Consider the following 15953-nt stretch of genomic DNA (forward strand, 5'->3'; position numbering starts at 1 on the left):
TTGATTACTCCCATTTGACTTATTAAACAATATAGCCCGATATGCTATAAAAAATTGTTAAAGTTGGATTGTATTTATTAGCTTTCCTTAATCATACTTTAAGTCAAATGTTTCATAATAAGAAAAGAGCACTTATTGTTTTATCTTATAAATAATAAAATAGCCTGTTGCTATTTTAACTTTTTATATAAAAGAAACTACTTTTTCATACCTTAGCTATCTATATACAACTATTTTACTTTGTAAAACTCTATAAGCCATTTACTAAATGCTTTTTCTAAAGTTTCTGTTTCATTTCCATCTTCATTCATTTCTATCTTAAATAAATACAGACCACCATCATCTAAGCTGCCTTCTATCATATTAGGGATTTTATGTATAATTATTCCGTCATCATAATATAACTCCCAGATGTTTTCATCCACATTGTAAGCTGTAGCAGAATGTATCATCTGATTGTAATCATCAAATCGGTCTAAATGATAATGTCTATAAGTTATTGTTGAAAATTCGACTATATTATACCCAAATTTGATTTTTATGACAGTTGCTAGGTCATTGTATATTTCACTTGTTGTAAAAAAAGAAAATATTACTCGATCATGCTCACTTTGTTCAATCATACCAGATATAGAATTTTTTTTAATAAAGTTTCTTATATACACTGTAGTAGGATAAAAATTATTTTTTGCATATTCTTTTAGTATATATACACTATATTCTATTCCCATGTTGTCACCTCTATCGTATCTTACCAAAGAAATTTAGAAGCTCTCTTTCCAAATGACACTTTAAACAAACTATAATGAGTTGTCATACTTGGCGGAACGTGATAATGAACATCACCAAAGACCAAACACCAACTTTTGCATGGAAATATCTAGCAACTAAATAATATAATTTATTTATGCGATAATAACATGTTTGTCCATTTAGGGTAAATAAAACTGGGTTCCCTTCAATCCAATGCAAACTCTGCTACTATCCATTGATTCCATCAGTTTCAAAGATAGTAGACATAAAAAGTTAAATATTATAAACCCTGAATGACTAGGCTAAACAAGGAGCAGCCTCTAATATATACAACAATAAAGTGAAAATGGAGTGTATATTATGCTTAACAAAAAAGTATTTGTTGGATTGTTGATGATATAAATTCAACAGCAACTACTGAAAAATATACTCAGTTATTAATTTATTATGAGTTTAGTTTGCTTTGCACCCCTACCTCGTATCCCCTTTGTTGATTAGTTTAGGGGTCTAGGTCTGGTAAAAGGAAATTTAATTCCAAGTGTCGAAACCTATAATACACTAAGGTTATCTAAGTTCCATGGGTAAAACATATTCTTTTAACCTAATGGGGTTGTTGTCTGGAATAAAGAAACTTTATAAATTTTTGTTATGGGGAGAAAAAGCTTGAGAAAAATAACCTTATCAAATGGAAAAACAATAGAAGCTGAGTGTCTTAGCTGTGCAATAACAAGTAGATTAGTAGAGCCAGATGGTGGTTTGGTTATTGAAACAGAACACTTTCACGTACATCAAGGTGTTACTTTTCCCATTAGAGGGTTAATAATATTATCGGGAATCGTTAGGTAGACAGGAAAATAACCCTAAACAGAACTTCCTCAAATGGAAGTATTTTTTTATAAAAGTATCAACATAAGTCAACAACATTAAAGTAAAAAATTGATATAAGTTACCCAGCATATCAATACCTACTTTTCCTTTTCTCCATTTTAATTCCTAATTAAACCTTATCTAGTGATGCTATATTTCATAACAGATCCAATTGCTAAATATCTTCTTGTGAAAATTTATTTAATTTGAAATAGTTGTTATTAATCACAAATATTTAGATTGGGTACTGTATTAAATTGTTATACAAGGAGTGAGAATATGTTTCCTAAATTAGAAACAGAAAGGCTAATGCTGAGAGAACTAATAGAAAGTGATGCACAAGATATTTTGAATTGTTTTTCAAATGAAGATGTTTTACGTCACTACGGTCAACAACCATTAACAAGTATAGGGCAGGTAAAAAATATAATTAAGAATTTTTCCATTCACTACAAGGAAAAACGAGGGATTAAATGGGGCATTGAAAATAAAGGAACAGAAGGAATTATTGGAACCATTGGTTTTCATGATTGGTCTTCCGAACATAAGAGAGCAGACATTGCCTACGCACTTTTTCCAGAACAATGGGGAAATGGGTATGCAACTGAAGCAATTACTAAGGTTTTATCATATGGATTTAACGACCTTGGGCTAACTCGAATTGGAGCAGTTGTATTTAAAGATAACAAACCATCTAATAAATTATTAGCTAAGTTAGGTTTTGAAAAAGAAGGGATTCTTAGAAACTATATGTATCAAAATAATATTCCATATGATACGAATGTCTACTCTTTGCTTTCAACAAATTAATCTGATTTTTCTAAAGTTGTTCTAGATGCATTCAGAATAACTTCAACGCGATGATTTTAGGTCATCGCGCCATATTGTTGAATAACATTTAATTAATAACCAGAACTCAACTTTTGTTTAATAAAGTTGCTTAGGTTTATCTTTTATTTGTTCAATTGTTTTTAGGATATTATTTACATCTTTGTGAATCATGTGTAGAAGATATTTTTGTTTGTTTAACTTCATTTCTCTTGCTTTTATCATCATATTCAACTATTAATTCTAAATATGCTACTGTTTTGAATAGTTCCCCTGTGATTCTTTTATACTCTTTCAAGAAGCTGACGTTTTATCACCAGCTTCCTTCAATTTCAATTATGGGCACATATCATTGACAATCTCTCCAGTGAAGCAAGTTGGACTGTTTTCATCAGTATTCTGATCAATTGTCACATTACCTGAACTTGCACTTAGTTGAACCTGTACTTGTTCACCACAAAGTAAGTTAATTGAAGTACTTACGTTCACACAACCAGATTCTAAATCCCCTGTAAATCTAATCGAGTCGCAAGTGATAATCATTTGAGTTACACCCACTAACTTCACTATAAAAATCAAGGCCCTCGTTCCTATACTAGCGCTTAAAAAAGCTGAGCTAGTGAAATGGTAAATACCATCATATGGTGCAGTGAATGTTGATGTCGCTGGGTCATAATTACCTGGAGGTGTTACACAATCATAGAGTACAGATGGAAACATGATTACGTCTGTATCATCAGCATTCACTGTCTGGAAAGCGTTATTTTCCGCCCGAAAACTAACAATTTTAGGAGTCCTTGGTGGTCCTGGTGGTGAAGGTAGGACAACTCTATATTTACAATCTTTATCTTTCATTATTATTTTCACCTTCTATAATTATTTTTACTTTATATTTATGGTTATTAACTATAGAAGGTTGGACTAACATATATAACGCGACTAAAATGCGCAGATGTCTATGTGAATTGTACATTTTCCAACAATTATGATATTCTAATCATAGACAAACAGTAAATGCATACAATAAGAAAGACCGCAAGTGCTCCAACACTCACGGTCATACAATAGACGATTCTCTAGAGAGTCGGCTTGATATGTCTAAAATAGACCACCAATCGCTCAGGCTAAAGCGTTAAGGGTGGTCTATTTGTTGTCTTTTTTATTAAAGGACAGTACCGAAATGATCAGCCCGCAAAATGCAATTGCCAACATCAACGCTTCAAATACCGTCATACGCCTCACCCCCTTTCAGGGAATGAAGCCGACCACCCTTATAAATTCGATATTTTATTCCAATTATACCATAGTTACCCATATTGACGAAGTTTGCTGTGACAGTACATCTAGCATTCGTGGCACCTTTTCTCCTTTAAATCCGAACAAAAAAGACTGAATTTCTTCAGCCTTAGTAACCTCAATAATCATTTTGTTTCATTATAATAATAATTGATCTTGATCAATTATTGGTGTGTTGGGACTGCCCACTATAGAAATAAATTTTGTATTTTCAGTTGATATTCCTATACCCACACCCTGCTCTAGCCATATAATAGGTGTTCATATAATTCTCCATCCATAAAAAGTTGTTATAGTACATACTATTCATGAAATTAGAGTAATTCTTGGACTAGCATCCATACAGCTTGTCCTTTTTCTGTTATTTAGAGAAATTATCCTTAATACACGACTTATTCGACTGAATTTCTATTATGTTTCATATAACCTTATTAAGAACTTTATTTTTCCCGATTAACTGACAAATCAATCACTGGGCATTATAGACAATCCCCATAAAAATCCTATTCCTAAGAATCCAATTGATATAGTAAGAAATAAGAGGGATAGATTAATGATCCATCTTTTTTTGATGTCAAACCCTAAATTTAACATTATCACACCGATGATAAGTATAAAAATGTTAATATGGACTATCCCCAATTCTACACTCCCTCTTTTTGTTCATTCAATGGATATATTACGATACACAATATCACTTGTGTTTCCTTAATAGGTAACTATCCTTAACGCAGTCTCCAGATAGCCTTTACTAGCTTCTTGCGCCATTTTGTTGAAGACTCATTTTCAAAATATCTAATTCCATAAAACTGTTCTTTTACAACAAAATCTAGATATGCAAATATAATAATCTGACGATGTATTAACGGATATTTAAACCTTACATAATCTCATTAATATAAAACCAAAAAGCTATGAATATCCATCGTTTATTTTACCTCAAAGTTAGACTTTTAGTAAATCGCCAACTAAGGTATTAAGTGCTTTATAAAATAATCTTTCGTATCTTGGTGAGTTAGAATTTCGACTACCTTGTCTTTTTCTATAAATTTTATTTTGCTTATTTCATTATCATTTGGTATAAGGTTTTTACAATCACCCAAATATTCTACGAGAAACATAGTTGTTTCTTGTCTGTCGTATCCGATTTTTTCTCTAAGAACATCTGGAAAATCAAAACAAATCTTTTCTTCAAACACTTTTACTACTCTATATTCTATTGAACCTGTCTCTTCTTGTAATTCTCGTAATAGGGTATCATGTATATCCTTATCATTTTTTTCAATTCCACCTTTTATGAAGTCCCATTCCCCCTTAATATTCTGTTTACCTTTAATGGTATTGATGTTGGTTTTCCTTACAATTAAAAATTTATTTCCTTGGTAAACTATTGCACCGATTGCATTTCTTATCATTTTGACATATTCCAATGTGAAATATCACCTTCCATTACAACCTTTCCTTCTTGCCCATGTAATTCTACTATTGTTAGACTTGTATCATGAATAAAAGGAGGTTCGCATAATTTCTATAAGTGTCACTGAAACCATATTATTGCACAGTAAAGTATCATAACTTTGCACATATCTCCAACACTTGTTATATTAATATTTTCGGAACCGTTCTTGTATTATTTTTTACAATATAACATAATCGGAGAGTTATCACGGAGACCGTTGAGGAATTGAAACCATCACCTTTATTTGCTACATAAACTAATTTTCCATCTGGCGGAATTGCAACATCATTCGGTTGATTCCTAACAGGTACAGTAGCAATGACAGAATGTGTCTTACTATCAATCACAGAAACTGTATTGGTACCTTCATTTGCAACATAAACTAATCCCATACCCATATCAATCCACCTTTTCAATCTTTATTCTTCACTGTATTGTATGAAATAAAATTAACATGATTCAAATTTAGTTTGTTTTAGGTAAAGGTAGCAAATGGGTATGCCTCATTAAATTGTCTCACATCCTATTAATAAACAATTGATTGAAGTTGCTTGGGAAGAAAAAAGATATTATTTTTCTTTTAGATTAGTGCCCTATCGTATTATGAGGTCAACCAGTACATTTCTGATTGATCTATTATTAATAGGTAATATTCTTCAGGTAGTAGGGATGTGCTAACTACATTCTTGCGCGATATTGTATAAAAGCATAAGTGCTAAAGTTTAAGCACCCTAGCACCCATACAATATTTACTATTTTAATGTTTAAATTAATTTATGTGTAGGCTGTTATAATTTAAATATCTAGACCTTCAGTATAACCATCTGGAACAAGGAAAGGTGATGAGAAATTTTCAAACCATAATACATTTATATAATCATAGTCTTTGTAGTTATGTGATTGTATGTTTGTTATTGTCTCTAAAATGAAACCTGAAATAGCTGTAACTAATTGATCATGGTCAGATAAACTCTCAAAACCAGTGTAATCCATAGGGAAATTTTGGCTAGGTAATTTTAACATTCTGTTTAATTCAATTGGATCTCTTAAATAGCGTAAAGAATTTAAAGGTACATAAAGTATGGCTTGATCTAAATTTATTGTATTATTCAAGACCGAAAGTCTTATCTCAGAAAGATTATCTCCTAAATCAAATTGTTCTAACTCAAAACAACCCATACTACTTAGTAACTCAATAGCATGATGTCCACCAAAATTAAATGAAGTATTCTCCAACAACTTTTTAATTCCAGGATTTATTTTTGTCATATCATACTTTGTAACATCCTTGTATTTAATACTTATAAGCTTTTCAGTTACAAGTACACTCGCTACATCAGTTCCTTTATCAATAAAATAACCAAAATCAAACTTTAAGTCAGCCAATATATGACCAATATGCTTATCACTTAAATCAACACCTTTTAAAAAAGAAAGTAATTCATCAGCTTTAGTTGAAATTTTTTCATGCTTTACTAATTTTGCATTAGGTAAAATACGCACACATTTATTATCGAATATAGAGATGTTTGCTTCAAATAAACTCGATTCCATAATTCTTGCAGTCGAGGAATTTAAAAAATAATCAAGTATACTGAAACTCTCTCTATATTCGTTAAGTAATTTTCTATAGTATTCTTCCGTATCGACACTTAAATTTTTAGAGAACCCGCTACTGGACAACAGTACTAAATGTTCTTCTATCTTATGCATAACATAATCCCTCCCCTTAATGGGATAAATACATTACAACATATTTGTCACTCTTATATATTCTAGGGAGTTCTTATAAAAAATCCCCTACTCAGTAAGAGCAAAGGCTTTTGATGAATAGGCTGACCAAACCCATCCAATAACAAATTATGAAGATCTACCTTTAATTGTGTGGACAGGACACTATAATTTTGACGACCACTACGGGTTAAGAAATACTAGAAAACAACAGGCCAATTTCTTACCGTACAGGTAACTGGCTAAAATATGTCTAAACGTACAATTTTTCACTTTTGGTAACGTGATCCCTAATACTTGTGTAAAGGCTTGCTGAATGAATCGGTCTAACACAGAGATCCGACTAACCCTGGACTTGTAGTAATTAGTGGAAATTCAATTGTACATTCTTCACACGAACCAAGCAATATGATGACTAACAAAATAAACAATACTAACACTACTATTATAAATGAACCCATCTCTTTCACCTCCATGATTTATGTTCTATATACTATGTTAATAGATTGTATTTGGTATAGCGCCTCTGTGCTAAGACAAGCACACATTTTACTCCTAAACGAAAAATAACCACCGAAACTATCGATTATTCAGTACTACATCTTGTTCAACCTACTAGCGAGAACTGGAATGAGAATAGGTGAAGGTATAGCATTAACTTGGGGTAAAGGGAGCTAAGCTACGATAAACCGCAAAGTAGATTCCTGATTATGTAAAATAAACACAGTTCCAATACTTCACTATTGAAGAACTGGAACTAATCGCCTCACTATCACTGGTGTTTAATAAAATTTAAAATGTGTGTTTACAAGAGTTTTCTAAAATAAGTTGCTGATTCATTATAACCCAATGTCTTATAAAAATTAGCTGCTCTTCTAGTTGCTAATGCTACTAATTGTGACTTCCTGGATTTTGACCATTCTTCAAAACAACTCATTAAATTTGTTCCAACACCTTCATTTCGATATGCTTCTTCTACTATAATTTCTTCTACCCAAGATACTCGACCGTTGGCGTAAAAAGTAAAGTGATCAAACCCTAAACAGTAACCTATTAATTTGTCTTCATATTCTGCAACCCTTAAGAAAACAGATTTGTCTAAAAGTAAATAGTTGATGTTCTCAACAAATAATTCTTTTTTAGGTATAAATGAAGTCGCAAACTTTTCTACTAACTTAAATAAATCATTAATATCTGATTCTTTTGCTCGTCTTATTTTTATATCCACTAACCTTCCCCCTATAAAATTCTTTCATTCATCGAGTGATCTGAACACCTTCCCATTCGACACGTTGGGAAGGTAATCCTTTTTTAGTTTTACCTTTTTACTTGCTCTTCGTATTAATTCTTTATTCTCTACCCGTTGTTTAACAAAATGTCCATTGAGTTGCGTAAAAATGATTTATTTGACCTATCCATTCATACAAGCTTTACTAAAATACTTGCATAAAATAAAGTACATCCTTTATTATCACTCACTCTCCCTGTCTCCTCCTTTCATAAAAAAACAGGGAGAGTTTACATATATTAAATACTACTACTAATAATATCTTCTAGTTTAGTAACAATCACATAGTACTTCGATAAAATCATTGTTATACACAGGAGTTCCTACCGTACAATTATCCCTGTCACGAAAATACAGATTTGCAATAAGACCCATACATTTACATTTATTCTCGGTTTCAATCAAAAGCTCAGCATGTCGAGTCATATCAAAATCAAATGTTCTACGAGTTCCTGGAGGAATGATTATTACCTCTTCTTTAATCAACATTGGTTCATTTTCATCTTCCCAATCAAATGCTGTAGCTTTTATTGTACATTCCTCATCGCCACGATTTAGGATTTCTGTGTGTCCTTCAACGGTACCTACTTCTCGGTACAAAACACCGGTAGTTCGTATTTTTCCTTTGGCCATAAATACACCTCCTTTAACCTTTATAGTTCATTATATTCATTAATTAGAGAATAGCTTGGATATGTATATGTGATTTTAAAAAACTATGCTTTTATATAGAAGCATAGTTTTTTTACATATATTAAAATTCAAAGACACATTTCCTAGTGTGGTTACTAGTTACGGTAGTTAAATATACATTTTGTCTTTTTCTGGACAAAGGCTCAAAATAAATAAAGTTATAATGCATACAATATAATCTACTAGTAGAATCCTTGTATAAGGTCATTTATCACCTCTCGAAAATTTCGGGAGGTTACATAATGTCACTTGTGTCTCATTAGTTATACTTTCAATTGAATTAATCGTCACTTAACTAACATTTGTAAATGGAGGATTCTTTCGGGAAAGGTTAAAAAAGAGTAATAGTTCTAGAAGAAATGATAATCAAAAAATAATTAGTTATTTACATTGAACTACCTGTCCTATACCAATTGAGACCTATTAACATAGTATATTATATGGTTGTAGGAGGTGTAGAATCATGGATGAATATCTTAAAGGAACAATAGTTATAATAATGTTATTATTTATTTTGTTAATAATTATACAGTTAGACTACCGATATACACAAGATCGTATACCAACGGAATTGAGTGTTAGTGTTAATCCTGATCCTATAGTAAATATTAGAATAGCACCAGTTGTAAATTTTACTTTAGAAGCTTAGTGTCCATTTTTTGTGTTGTAATGAAGCGAGAAAAATATAATCGTGTTATATATTTAGAATAATATACTATATTGAAATGAAACTAGTGTTGCTAGAACGCCCTCAGATCAAATTATCTTTTTACTTACGTACTAAGGATGAATAAATGCAAATAAAAAAGCCCTTACTCCTAAGAGTAGAGGCTATGTGAGATTATGTAATTATGCAAATGCCCTGTAAATTAAGTTATGCACTCCCTAACCTTTTGGTGTAGGTTAGGGAGGTTCGTGATATTCAATCGTGGTGTACTTTAAATTATGCATCTGTAATTTTTTGTATACGTTATTTCAACGCACGATCAACAATAACAGTATTTAAAAATATTGCTTCATCTAGAGTGATTTCTTTCTTTTTAGTTTTTTCTACCCACTTTTTACTTGTTAAAATATTAATGTCATATGAGTTTTGGTAGGCTTCCTCTAGTTTTTTGAATTGCCAATCCTTCAATTTCATGTTTACTTTCTCTTGCTTTGTCTTTAATTCTGCTTCAATTGCTTTTAAAAACGCATTCCATCTACCCCCACCTAAAATCCGATGAGGACAGTTTGTTTGACCAATCTTGATGTTTTTTTACTCGTTCAATGCCCCAATTTCTTCCCTTCAGTAATTGAGCAACAAACTTAACTGTTAATGCTTCTGCTTTTTTGTATCGATCCCCACCACTTTTTGAGTAGCATATCTCAACACCAATTGATTTACGGTTTCCTACTCCGTATTGACCGTCACCACAATGTCAGGCATTTCGATTAATTGGAGTACCCTGAACAACTTCTTTGTCATCAACCGCATAATGATATGATACTTCATTACTGTTACCGATCATGTACTCAATTTCGTTTATTGCTGGAGCATCGTTATATGGTGTTAAGAATAGTGATATACTCAGCATTCATCGTATATGGGCATTTAAGTTTATGTTTAGTATTATCTGGATATTTTTGACCCCATATCGAGTTGACAAAAATACTATATTCTTGTTCCACAGTCCTGTGTAACATTTCATGGAACTTGAGAATTCATTACCTATTCCCTTTCAATAAATAAATTCACCATTTTATGAAAGAAGAGTGTAAAGTTGTTGAAAGTTAAGCATTTCTTAATAATCTTGTGTTATTTACCAATTTAAACGATAAAAAAATTAAAGACGCTTTTAAGTATGATTTCTGAGAAGCACCAATCGTATTTTGAGATCAACCAGTTACCTGGTTAATCCCATTTTAATTGATATTGATTTGATTCTTAAGGTAGTATGAATAGCTTTAGGTACATTTTTGCGCCGTATTTTTGAATAATATTGTCATGTAACCTTAGACTATTCGACTCATTAATCATTATGTTCTATAAATAATAGTATAAATAATGCAAAAACACACAATATTCTAGAAGGATTTACAATTTTTTTGAAGAATATATAATTTTAGGATTAAAAAATTATTAGGAGGTGTTATTCAAAATGAAAAAGCTATTATTAGTTTCGGCACTAACTTTAACTTTAATTGGATCAGGTTTATCTGTTGCAAGTGCTGACCATAATCCACCATTGTGCACTAGCACAGGTACTTGTATACAACCATAACTATACATAACAAGAGCATGCCATATGATGGCATGCTCTTTATTCATCTTATTTTCTATTTAGTTTAGTAATAAAGGTGGAACCTATAAATCAAATTCCACCTCAAAGTTATTTAATCTATTCTGGAATGCATCTCTCAACTTCATGATGACAATCAGGTGTAAATATTCCGTCATTATTCACCTCAGCTGAGAAACTCCATTAGCAGAAAATAAAAGACCTAGCATTGCTACAAGTGCGACATTCTTACGCATTTATTTCCCTCCTTTATACATTATTAGTGTTTTCACATAGTTATTATAAAATTTTAAATGAGTGGCTTAAGTCATTTATGATGGTGACTTAAGTAATAAACTATTATGTTTACTAAGTAAACACACTGATATATAAGGTTTATGTATACAAATTAATTGTTGGGTATTTTTAATTCAAAACAAAAAGGACTATTTTCAGTCCTTAGTAACCTCTTTATCACTTGTGTTTCCTAGGTAACTATCCTTAAGGTAGTCCAAATAGCCTTTACTACCTTCTTGTGCCTTATTGCTGAAGATTAATTTAGCTTCTATTTAGCAGGTATTGAAGCATATGTTAGTGCTTGATCAACCCAACTAAATATTTTATCGTATAATTAATAAAGATGTATTTCCTTAAATATGAGGTATAAAATTATTTATTATATCTATAAGACTTTCAGATTCTTCAGTCGATATATTCTCAGATAATTTTGCCGCCGCAATAATTGGCACCCATTTAAGAATATCGTCTTTAGATAATTTGCTTTTCTCACAATAAAGCCTTAAGTACATATCAGCTATTTCTTTTGAAAAATTATAATATAAAATATAAGACCGACATATGTCTGCATAAAAATCTCCCGCACTTGAATCAACCCAATCTAAAATTATCACTTTATTCTCAGACATAATCAAATTAAACAAATGAAAATCTCCATGGCAAAGTCTTTTTTCAAAAGTCATCGAATTTAAATGATGAATTAAAGTTGACTTATAGGTATTACTTAAATTAGGGGCTTCACCAATTTGACGTGTTAATTTTTCAGACATTGTCTCAATTTGATCAGCCTTAACCATATGGATTTGTTGTTGTATATCAATGGATATATTCATGTAGTATTCTACTTGATCACTGTTTTGTATTAGAAGGTCACCCATTGTCCGCCCATTAATATATTCCATTATTATTGCTTGTTTTCCATTTATTTTTGTTACATCATAAACTTTAGGAACAGGTAATCCACATGAATAGGCATATTTTTGTTTATTTGCCTCATATAAAGCTTCTGTAGGAGGCAAATAGTCATTAAATATTTTGACAATCCTGTCATGATATAGATATATTTTTGCAGTATTTCCTAATGCTATTGGGGCTCCTAAATCCATTCATATCGCTCCTTTCAACTACTTCACATAACTACCAATATTTTAACATGAATTTCCATTTAAATAGAGAATACTCTTTCATTTCATGAATAGACATACGAAATGGTGCGTTAATCGATGTACGGGCCATTTCGTATTATGAGGTCTGCCAGTAACATTTATGGTTGACCTATTTTTAATAGTTATTACTCTTAAGGTAGTCGGGATTTCGCTATTCCACATTCTTGCGCCATATTGCGGAATAACGTTTTCATGTAGTCCAATAGTTAGGTAAGCTTATATTAGAATTATTTGACTCATTAATCATTGAGTTGCGTAAAAATGATTTATTTGACCTATCCATTCATACAAGCTTTACTAAAATGCTTGCATAAAATAAAGTACATCCTTTATTATCACTCACTCTCCCTGTCTCCTCCTTTCATAAAAAACAGGGAGAGTTTACATATATTAAATACTACTAATAATAATATCTTCTAGTTTAGTAACAATCACATAGTACTTCGATAAAATCATTGTTATACACAGGAGTTCCTACCGTACAATTATCCCTGTCACGAAAATACAGATTTGCAATAAGACCCATACATTTACATTTATTCTCGGTTTCAATCAAAAGCTCAGCGTGTCGAGTCATATCAAAATCAAATGTTCTACGAGTTCCTGGGGGAATAACTATTATCTCTTCTTTAATCAACATTGGATCATTTGCATCTTCCCAATCAAATGCTGTAGCTTTTATTGTACATTCCTCTTCTCCACGATTTAGGATTTCTGTGTGTCCTTCAACGGTACCTACTTCTCGGTACAAAACACCAGTAGTTCGTATTTTTCCTTTGGCCATAAATACACCTCCTTTAACCTTTATAGTTCATAATATTCATTAATAAGAGAATAGCTTGGATATGTATATGTGATTTTAAAAAACTATGCTTTTATATAAATGCATAGTTTTCCATATATTTAAAATTTAATAGACGCATTTTCCAAAATCACATTGCATGATAGTAAAACGATTCCTCTCACTTCTAGAATATAAGATATTTATACAGCATATATTTTACATGAACCATATCTAATTGGATCATGTCATAAAAAGGAGAACATATCGTGACAAAAATAAACGAATCTTTTGTGAAGTGTGGTAAAGTTTATGACCCTAAATTACCTAATGATTTAGATGTAAGTGAACCCCCTATTATTTTAGGGGAAGTCACCATTGACCCTAAACAGCTAAAGAACCCATGTGTATTGGTGAAATTCTCCGAATTTATTAATTTTGAAGTTGTTAGAATAAACCCTAAATTAGATATTATTTACAGACTCACTAGGAAAATGGATAAACAGAAATATGCACAGATTTTAGAGGAATGGAAATTTGAATTTGAATCTGCTGAAGTACTAGAAGTGGCAAATTTAGAAACAAGCCAACCAACAGTACTTAATTTTTGTGATTGTTTAAAATCATATTGTAGTGAGGTAATTACTTATACATTGGAAATAATTCAGATTAAAACCAACAATGTAACAAAACTTGGAATTACTAATAAGAGTATAATTGCAACAGTAATGAATAGTTTAGCTAATTCCTAAAAGGAGGTAATAATGACGAATACAGAATGTGAACCTTTTGTGGAATGTGGGAAAGTTTTTAATCCTGTATTACCACTTCAACTAACAGAAGACGATCCACCTGTTGTATTAACCCAAGTATTTGTCAACACAGAAAAAATAAAAGATGCAAACGTATTAATTAATTTTTCTGGATTTATAGCTACTCAGTTACGTGAAGAAAGATTCGGTAAATTTAGATTTAGATTACAAAAATGTTATGTCGGTTATAGTCACTCTGAAACTTTGATGGAGTGGCCTTTTACAAGGGAATTTGTAAATGATACAAATATTAAAGAGCCTATTGTATTTAACTTTTGTGATAATATTTCTAGTAACAAACGATTTTCGTATAAGTTCGAATTAATTAGTGTGGATTTATCGGAAAAATCTTCCTACAATATCATACAAAAAAGTATGACAGCTCAAATTTTTTGTAAATAACCTCTTATCTAACAACTACAAAAGTAATATATTTTCCGTTTTATATCCTCTACAAGAAAGGAGAATGGCTAACTTCTAGCCTAAACTTATTCTATGACTAATAAAAGCTCTAAGTCTATTTTACAATGTGGAAAAGTTTTCGATGTAAGTTTCCCTGAAGAGCTAACTAAAAGCGATCCACCAATAGATTTAGCTAAAGTAAATATAAAGATTAAAGGTATAAAAAATCCAAATATAATATTCAATTATTCTCAAATAATTGAATTTCAGAATTTTGGACTAAATCCTATAATAAGCATCACCTATAGATTAATTCGCACTTGTAACAAAAAGAAACAAGTCAAGAAATTAGATGAGTGGAACCTTCTTGTTTCCAATGTATTTCCTACTACAATTCCTAAAATTAACACTATTGAGCCATTAGTTCTAAATTTTTGTGATTGTTTAAGTGGTATTCAATCAGAAAGATTAATTTACACTTTACAAATAGTAGAGGTAATCACTAATAATTCAACTTATAACATAACTAATGAAGAAATATCTGCTATTGGAATTTCTGGAACATCCCACTGATGGAAAAAAAGTATTTACTCTTCTCCAGCAACTAAACCTAGCCTTGAAATAATATACTATTACAGTAATTAATTTTGGAGTTGTAACTCAACAACTTGTTATTCTAAACGTTCCATTCCATCCATTTCTCATAGAAGTAGTTCAAAAACAATAAAAGGTAACTTCACTTTCTATTGAATCGTTTAATTTATATTTTGTAGGTAATTACACTTATCAAATTAATCAAAATTTCATATTATGTTTATGTTGTTAAGGCTTTAACCTCCCTCTTCCCCCCTCCTTTTATGAACGGTTCAGGGAGGTTTTATTTCTTTCTAGAAGTCAAGTTACACTTTTTCCAGTTAATACATAAGATAAAATGTCTGTATCACTTTTATACTCCACTCCTAACTCTGAGATTGAGTTATGGAGTGGAGTTTTCTATGATAAAAATTAAGGAAACGTTTTATCACTTGTGTTTCCTTAATAGGGAAATTCCAGATAGTCTTTACTAGCCTCTTGCGCCAGATCGTAATATAAGGTTAGCCAGTTTTTTCTGGTTGACCTTTTTTCATGAGGTCTTATGATAGCGGTAGTCGGGGTAGAACGCAGCGCCAGTGGGACTTGATCCCGTCAGCAAAACTGTTCGCCCCCTACTTGTATAAACATGTTTTTGGCTGGTTGGGACATAGATCCCGTTTAACAAGCGAACCTATGGCATTACAAGGAGCTTAGGGGTTACCGACTAATTCATTTTTCTAGGAGGA

20 protein-coding genes and 1 pseudogene are annotated in these 15953 nt (G+C 31.3%); 7 read left to right on the forward strand and 14 right to left on the reverse strand.

Going from position 1 to position 15953, the window contains the following annotated elements; all coding sequences use genetic code 11:
• Positions 1 to 230 precede the first annotated feature (230 nt).
• Entirely contained in the window at positions 231 to 731 is a 501-nt protein-coding gene (locus ACSVDA_RS22060; protein ID WP_485886169.1) for a DUF3986 family protein, read from the reverse strand.
• 685 nt (positions 732 to 1416) lie between these two features.
• On the opposite strand from ACSVDA_RS22060, the gene ACSVDA_RS22065 reads away from it, so the two are divergent.
• Positions 1417 to 1599, forward strand: coding sequence for a hypothetical protein (locus tag ACSVDA_RS22065; protein ID WP_485886171.1), 183 nt, complete (start codon positions 1417 to 1419; stop codon positions 1597 to 1599).
• 300 nt (positions 1600 to 1899) lie between these two features.
• Positions 1900 to 2430 carry a GNAT family N-acetyltransferase gene (locus ACSVDA_RS22070; protein WP_485886173.1) on the forward strand — a complete coding sequence of 177 codons (531 nt, stop codon included), beginning with the start codon at positions 1900 to 1902 and terminating at the stop codon, positions 2428 to 2430.
• A gap of 354 nt (positions 2431 to 2784) precedes the next feature.
• Here the strand turns inward: ACSVDA_RS22070 and ACSVDA_RS22075 are convergent, their stop codons facing one another.
• From ACSVDA_RS22075 to ACSVDA_RS22115, 9 genes are all read right to left on the reverse strand, one after another.
• Positions 2785 to 3303 (reverse strand): C1q-like domain-containing protein, encoded by a 519-nt coding sequence (locus ACSVDA_RS22075; RefSeq protein ID WP_485886175.1) that lies wholly within the window; start codon positions 3301 to 3303, stop codon positions 2785 to 2787.
• Positions 3304 to 3591: 288 nt separating this feature from the next.
• Positions 3592 to 3681 carry a putative holin-like toxin gene (locus ACSVDA_RS22080; RefSeq protein ID WP_485886176.1) on the reverse strand — a complete coding sequence of 30 codons (90 nt, stop codon included), beginning with the start codon at positions 3679 to 3681 and terminating at the stop codon, positions 3592 to 3594.
• A 63-nt stretch (positions 3682 to 3744) separates the two neighbouring features.
• Complete coding sequence (locus ACSVDA_RS22085; protein ID WP_485886178.1) at positions 3745 to 3873, reverse strand: hypothetical protein; 129 nt, start codon at positions 3871 to 3873, stop codon at positions 3745 to 3747.
• A gap of 839 nt (positions 3874 to 4712) precedes the next feature.
• A complete protein-coding gene (locus tag ACSVDA_RS22090) occupies positions 4713 to 5159 on the reverse strand; it encodes an NUDIX domain-containing protein (RefSeq protein WP_485886198.1) in 447 nt (148 codons plus the stop codon).
• 184 nt (positions 5160 to 5343) lie between these two features.
• The gene (locus ACSVDA_RS22095; RefSeq protein ID WP_485886180.1) at positions 5344 to 5601 is read right to left on the reverse strand and encodes a YncE family protein; all 258 of its coding nucleotides are present in this window, start codon (positions 5599 to 5601) and stop codon (positions 5344 to 5346) included.
• 397 nt (positions 5602 to 5998) lie between these two features.
• On the reverse strand, positions 5999 to 6916 hold the full coding sequence (locus tag ACSVDA_RS22100; RefSeq protein ID WP_485886181.1) for a hypothetical protein: 918 nt from the start codon (positions 6914 to 6916) through the stop codon (positions 5999 to 6001).
• A gap of 344 nt (positions 6917 to 7260) precedes the next feature.
• A complete protein-coding gene (locus tag ACSVDA_RS22105; RefSeq protein ID WP_485886183.1) occupies positions 7261 to 7395 on the reverse strand; it encodes a hypothetical protein in 135 nt (44 codons plus the stop codon).
• A gap of 344 nt (positions 7396 to 7739) precedes the next feature.
• Positions 7740 to 8162, reverse strand: coding sequence for a GNAT family N-acetyltransferase (locus tag ACSVDA_RS22110; protein WP_485886184.1), 423 nt, complete (start codon positions 8160 to 8162; stop codon positions 7740 to 7742).
• A gap of 330 nt (positions 8163 to 8492) precedes the next feature.
• Positions 8493 to 8855, reverse strand: coding sequence for a hypothetical protein (locus tag ACSVDA_RS22115; protein WP_485886186.1), 363 nt, complete (start codon positions 8853 to 8855; stop codon positions 8493 to 8495).
• 523 nt (positions 8856 to 9378) lie between these two features.
• Here ACSVDA_RS22115 and ACSVDA_RS22120 point away from each other — a divergent pair.
• Complete coding sequence (locus ACSVDA_RS22120) at positions 9379 to 9564, forward strand: hypothetical protein (protein ID WP_485886188.1); 186 nt, start codon at positions 9379 to 9381, stop codon at positions 9562 to 9564.
• Between the two features lie 321 nt (positions 9565 to 9885).
• Here ACSVDA_RS22120 and ACSVDA_RS22125 read toward each other — a convergent pair whose 3' ends face one another.
• Positions 9886 to 10056 carry a hypothetical protein gene (locus ACSVDA_RS22125; protein ID WP_485886200.1) on the reverse strand — a complete coding sequence of 57 codons (171 nt, stop codon included), beginning with the start codon at positions 10054 to 10056 and terminating at the stop codon, positions 9886 to 9888.
• A gap of 21 nt (positions 10057 to 10077) precedes the next feature.
• Positions 10078 to 10496 (reverse strand): annotated as a pseudogene (locus ACSVDA_RS22130) (peptidoglycan recognition protein family protein); the annotation flags it as partial.
• Between the two features lie 560 nt (positions 10497 to 11056).
• Between ACSVDA_RS22130 and ACSVDA_RS22135 the strand changes: the two are divergent.
• Positions 11057 to 11179 carry a hypothetical protein gene (locus ACSVDA_RS22135; RefSeq protein WP_284730503.1) on the forward strand — a complete coding sequence of 41 codons (123 nt, stop codon included), beginning with the start codon at positions 11057 to 11059 and terminating at the stop codon, positions 11177 to 11179.
• Between the two features lie 647 nt (positions 11180 to 11826).
• Here the strand turns inward: ACSVDA_RS22135 and ACSVDA_RS22140 are convergent.
• Positions 11827 to 12579 (reverse strand): phosphotransferase, encoded by a 753-nt coding sequence (locus tag ACSVDA_RS22140; RefSeq protein ID WP_485886190.1) that lies wholly within the window; start codon positions 12577 to 12579, stop codon positions 11827 to 11829.
• A gap of 481 nt (positions 12580 to 13060) precedes the next feature.
• Positions 13061 to 13423, reverse strand: a complete 363-nt coding sequence (locus tag ACSVDA_RS22145) for a hypothetical protein (RefSeq protein WP_485886191.1) — start codon at positions 13421 to 13423, stop codon at positions 13061 to 13063.
• 266 nt (positions 13424 to 13689) lie between these two features.
• On the opposite strand from ACSVDA_RS22145, the gene ACSVDA_RS22150 reads away from it, so the two are divergent.
• From ACSVDA_RS22150 to ACSVDA_RS22160, 3 genes are all read left to right on the forward strand, one after another.
• Positions 13690 to 14172 (forward strand): DUF4489 domain-containing protein, encoded by a 483-nt coding sequence (locus tag ACSVDA_RS22150; RefSeq protein WP_485886192.1) that lies wholly within the window; start codon positions 13690 to 13692, stop codon positions 14170 to 14172.
• A 12-nt stretch (positions 14173 to 14184) separates the two neighbouring features.
• Complete coding sequence (locus ACSVDA_RS22155; protein ID WP_485886194.1) at positions 14185 to 14634, forward strand: DUF4489 domain-containing protein; 450 nt, start codon at positions 14185 to 14187, stop codon at positions 14632 to 14634.
• Positions 14635 to 14727: 93 nt separating this feature from the next.
• A complete protein-coding gene (locus ACSVDA_RS22160) occupies positions 14728 to 15207 on the forward strand; it encodes a DUF4489 domain-containing protein (protein WP_485886196.1) in 480 nt (159 codons plus the stop codon).
• Positions 15208 to 15953: the final 746 nt, after the last annotated feature.

Source organism: Cytobacillus sp. Hm23, from assembly GCF_051842895.1.
GTDB lineage: Bacteria > Bacillota > Bacilli > Bacillales > SM2101 > Nanhaiella.

What these genes read in the sequence shown, in the direction of transcription:
- ACSVDA_RS22060 (WP_485886169.1), bottom strand. Translation starts at nt 731, where the DNA reads ATGGGAATAGAATATAGTGTATATATACTAAAAGAATATGCAAAAAAT.
- ACSVDA_RS22070 (WP_485886173.1), top strand. Translation starts at nt 1,900, where the DNA reads ATGTTTCCTAAATTAGAAACAGAAAGGCTAATGCTGAGAGAACTAATA.
- ACSVDA_RS22075 (WP_485886175.1), bottom strand. Translation starts at nt 3,303, where the DNA reads ATGAAAGATAAAGATTGTAAATATAGAGTTGTCCTACCTTCACCACCA.
- ACSVDA_RS22080 (WP_485886176.1), bottom strand. Translation starts at nt 3,681, where the DNA reads ATGACGGTATTTGAAGCGTTGATGTTGGCAATTGCATTTTGCGGGCTG.
- ACSVDA_RS22085 (WP_485886178.1), bottom strand. Translation starts at nt 3,873, where the DNA reads ATGATTATTGAGGTTACTAAGGCTGAAGAAATTCAGTCTTTTTTGTTC.
- ACSVDA_RS22090 (WP_485886198.1), bottom strand. Translation starts at nt 5,159, where the DNA reads ATGATAAGAAATGCAATCGGTGCAATAGTTTACCAAGGAAATAAATTT.
- ACSVDA_RS22095 (WP_485886180.1), bottom strand. Translation starts at nt 5,601, where the DNA reads ATGGGTATGGGATTAGTTTATGTTGCAAATGAAGGTACCAATACAGTT.
- ACSVDA_RS22100 (WP_485886181.1), bottom strand. Translation starts at nt 6,916, where the DNA reads ATGCATAAGATAGAAGAACATTTAGTACTGTTGTCCAGTAGCGGGTTC.
- ACSVDA_RS22105 (WP_485886183.1), bottom strand. Translation starts at nt 7,395, where the DNA reads ATGGGTTCATTTATAATAGTAGTGTTAGTATTGTTTATTTTGTTAGTC.
- ACSVDA_RS22115 (WP_485886186.1), bottom strand. Translation starts at nt 8,855, where the DNA reads ATGGCCAAAGGAAAAATACGAACTACCGGTGTTTTGTACCGAGAAGTA.
- ACSVDA_RS22120 (WP_485886188.1), top strand. Translation starts at nt 9,379, where the DNA reads ATGGATGAATATCTTAAAGGAACAATAGTTATAATAATGTTATTATTT.
- ACSVDA_RS22125 (WP_485886200.1), bottom strand. Translation starts at nt 10,056, where the DNA reads ATGAAATTGAAGGATTGGCAATTCAAAAAACTAGAGGAAGCCTACCAA.
- ACSVDA_RS22135 (WP_284730503.1), top strand. Translation starts at nt 11,057, where the DNA reads ATGAAAAAGCTATTATTAGTTTCGGCACTAACTTTAACTTTAATTGGA.
- ACSVDA_RS22140 (WP_485886190.1), bottom strand. Translation starts at nt 12,579, where the DNA reads ATGGATTTAGGAGCCCCAATAGCATTAGGAAATACTGCAAAAATATAT.
- ACSVDA_RS22145 (WP_485886191.1), bottom strand. Translation starts at nt 13,423, where the DNA reads ATGGCCAAAGGAAAAATACGAACTACTGGTGTTTTGTACCGAGAAGTA.
- ACSVDA_RS22155 (WP_485886194.1), top strand. Translation starts at nt 14,185, where the DNA reads ATGACGAATACAGAATGTGAACCTTTTGTGGAATGTGGGAAAGTTTTT.
- ACSVDA_RS22160 (WP_485886196.1), top strand. Translation starts at nt 14,728, where the DNA reads ATGACTAATAAAAGCTCTAAGTCTATTTTACAATGTGGAAAAGTTTTC.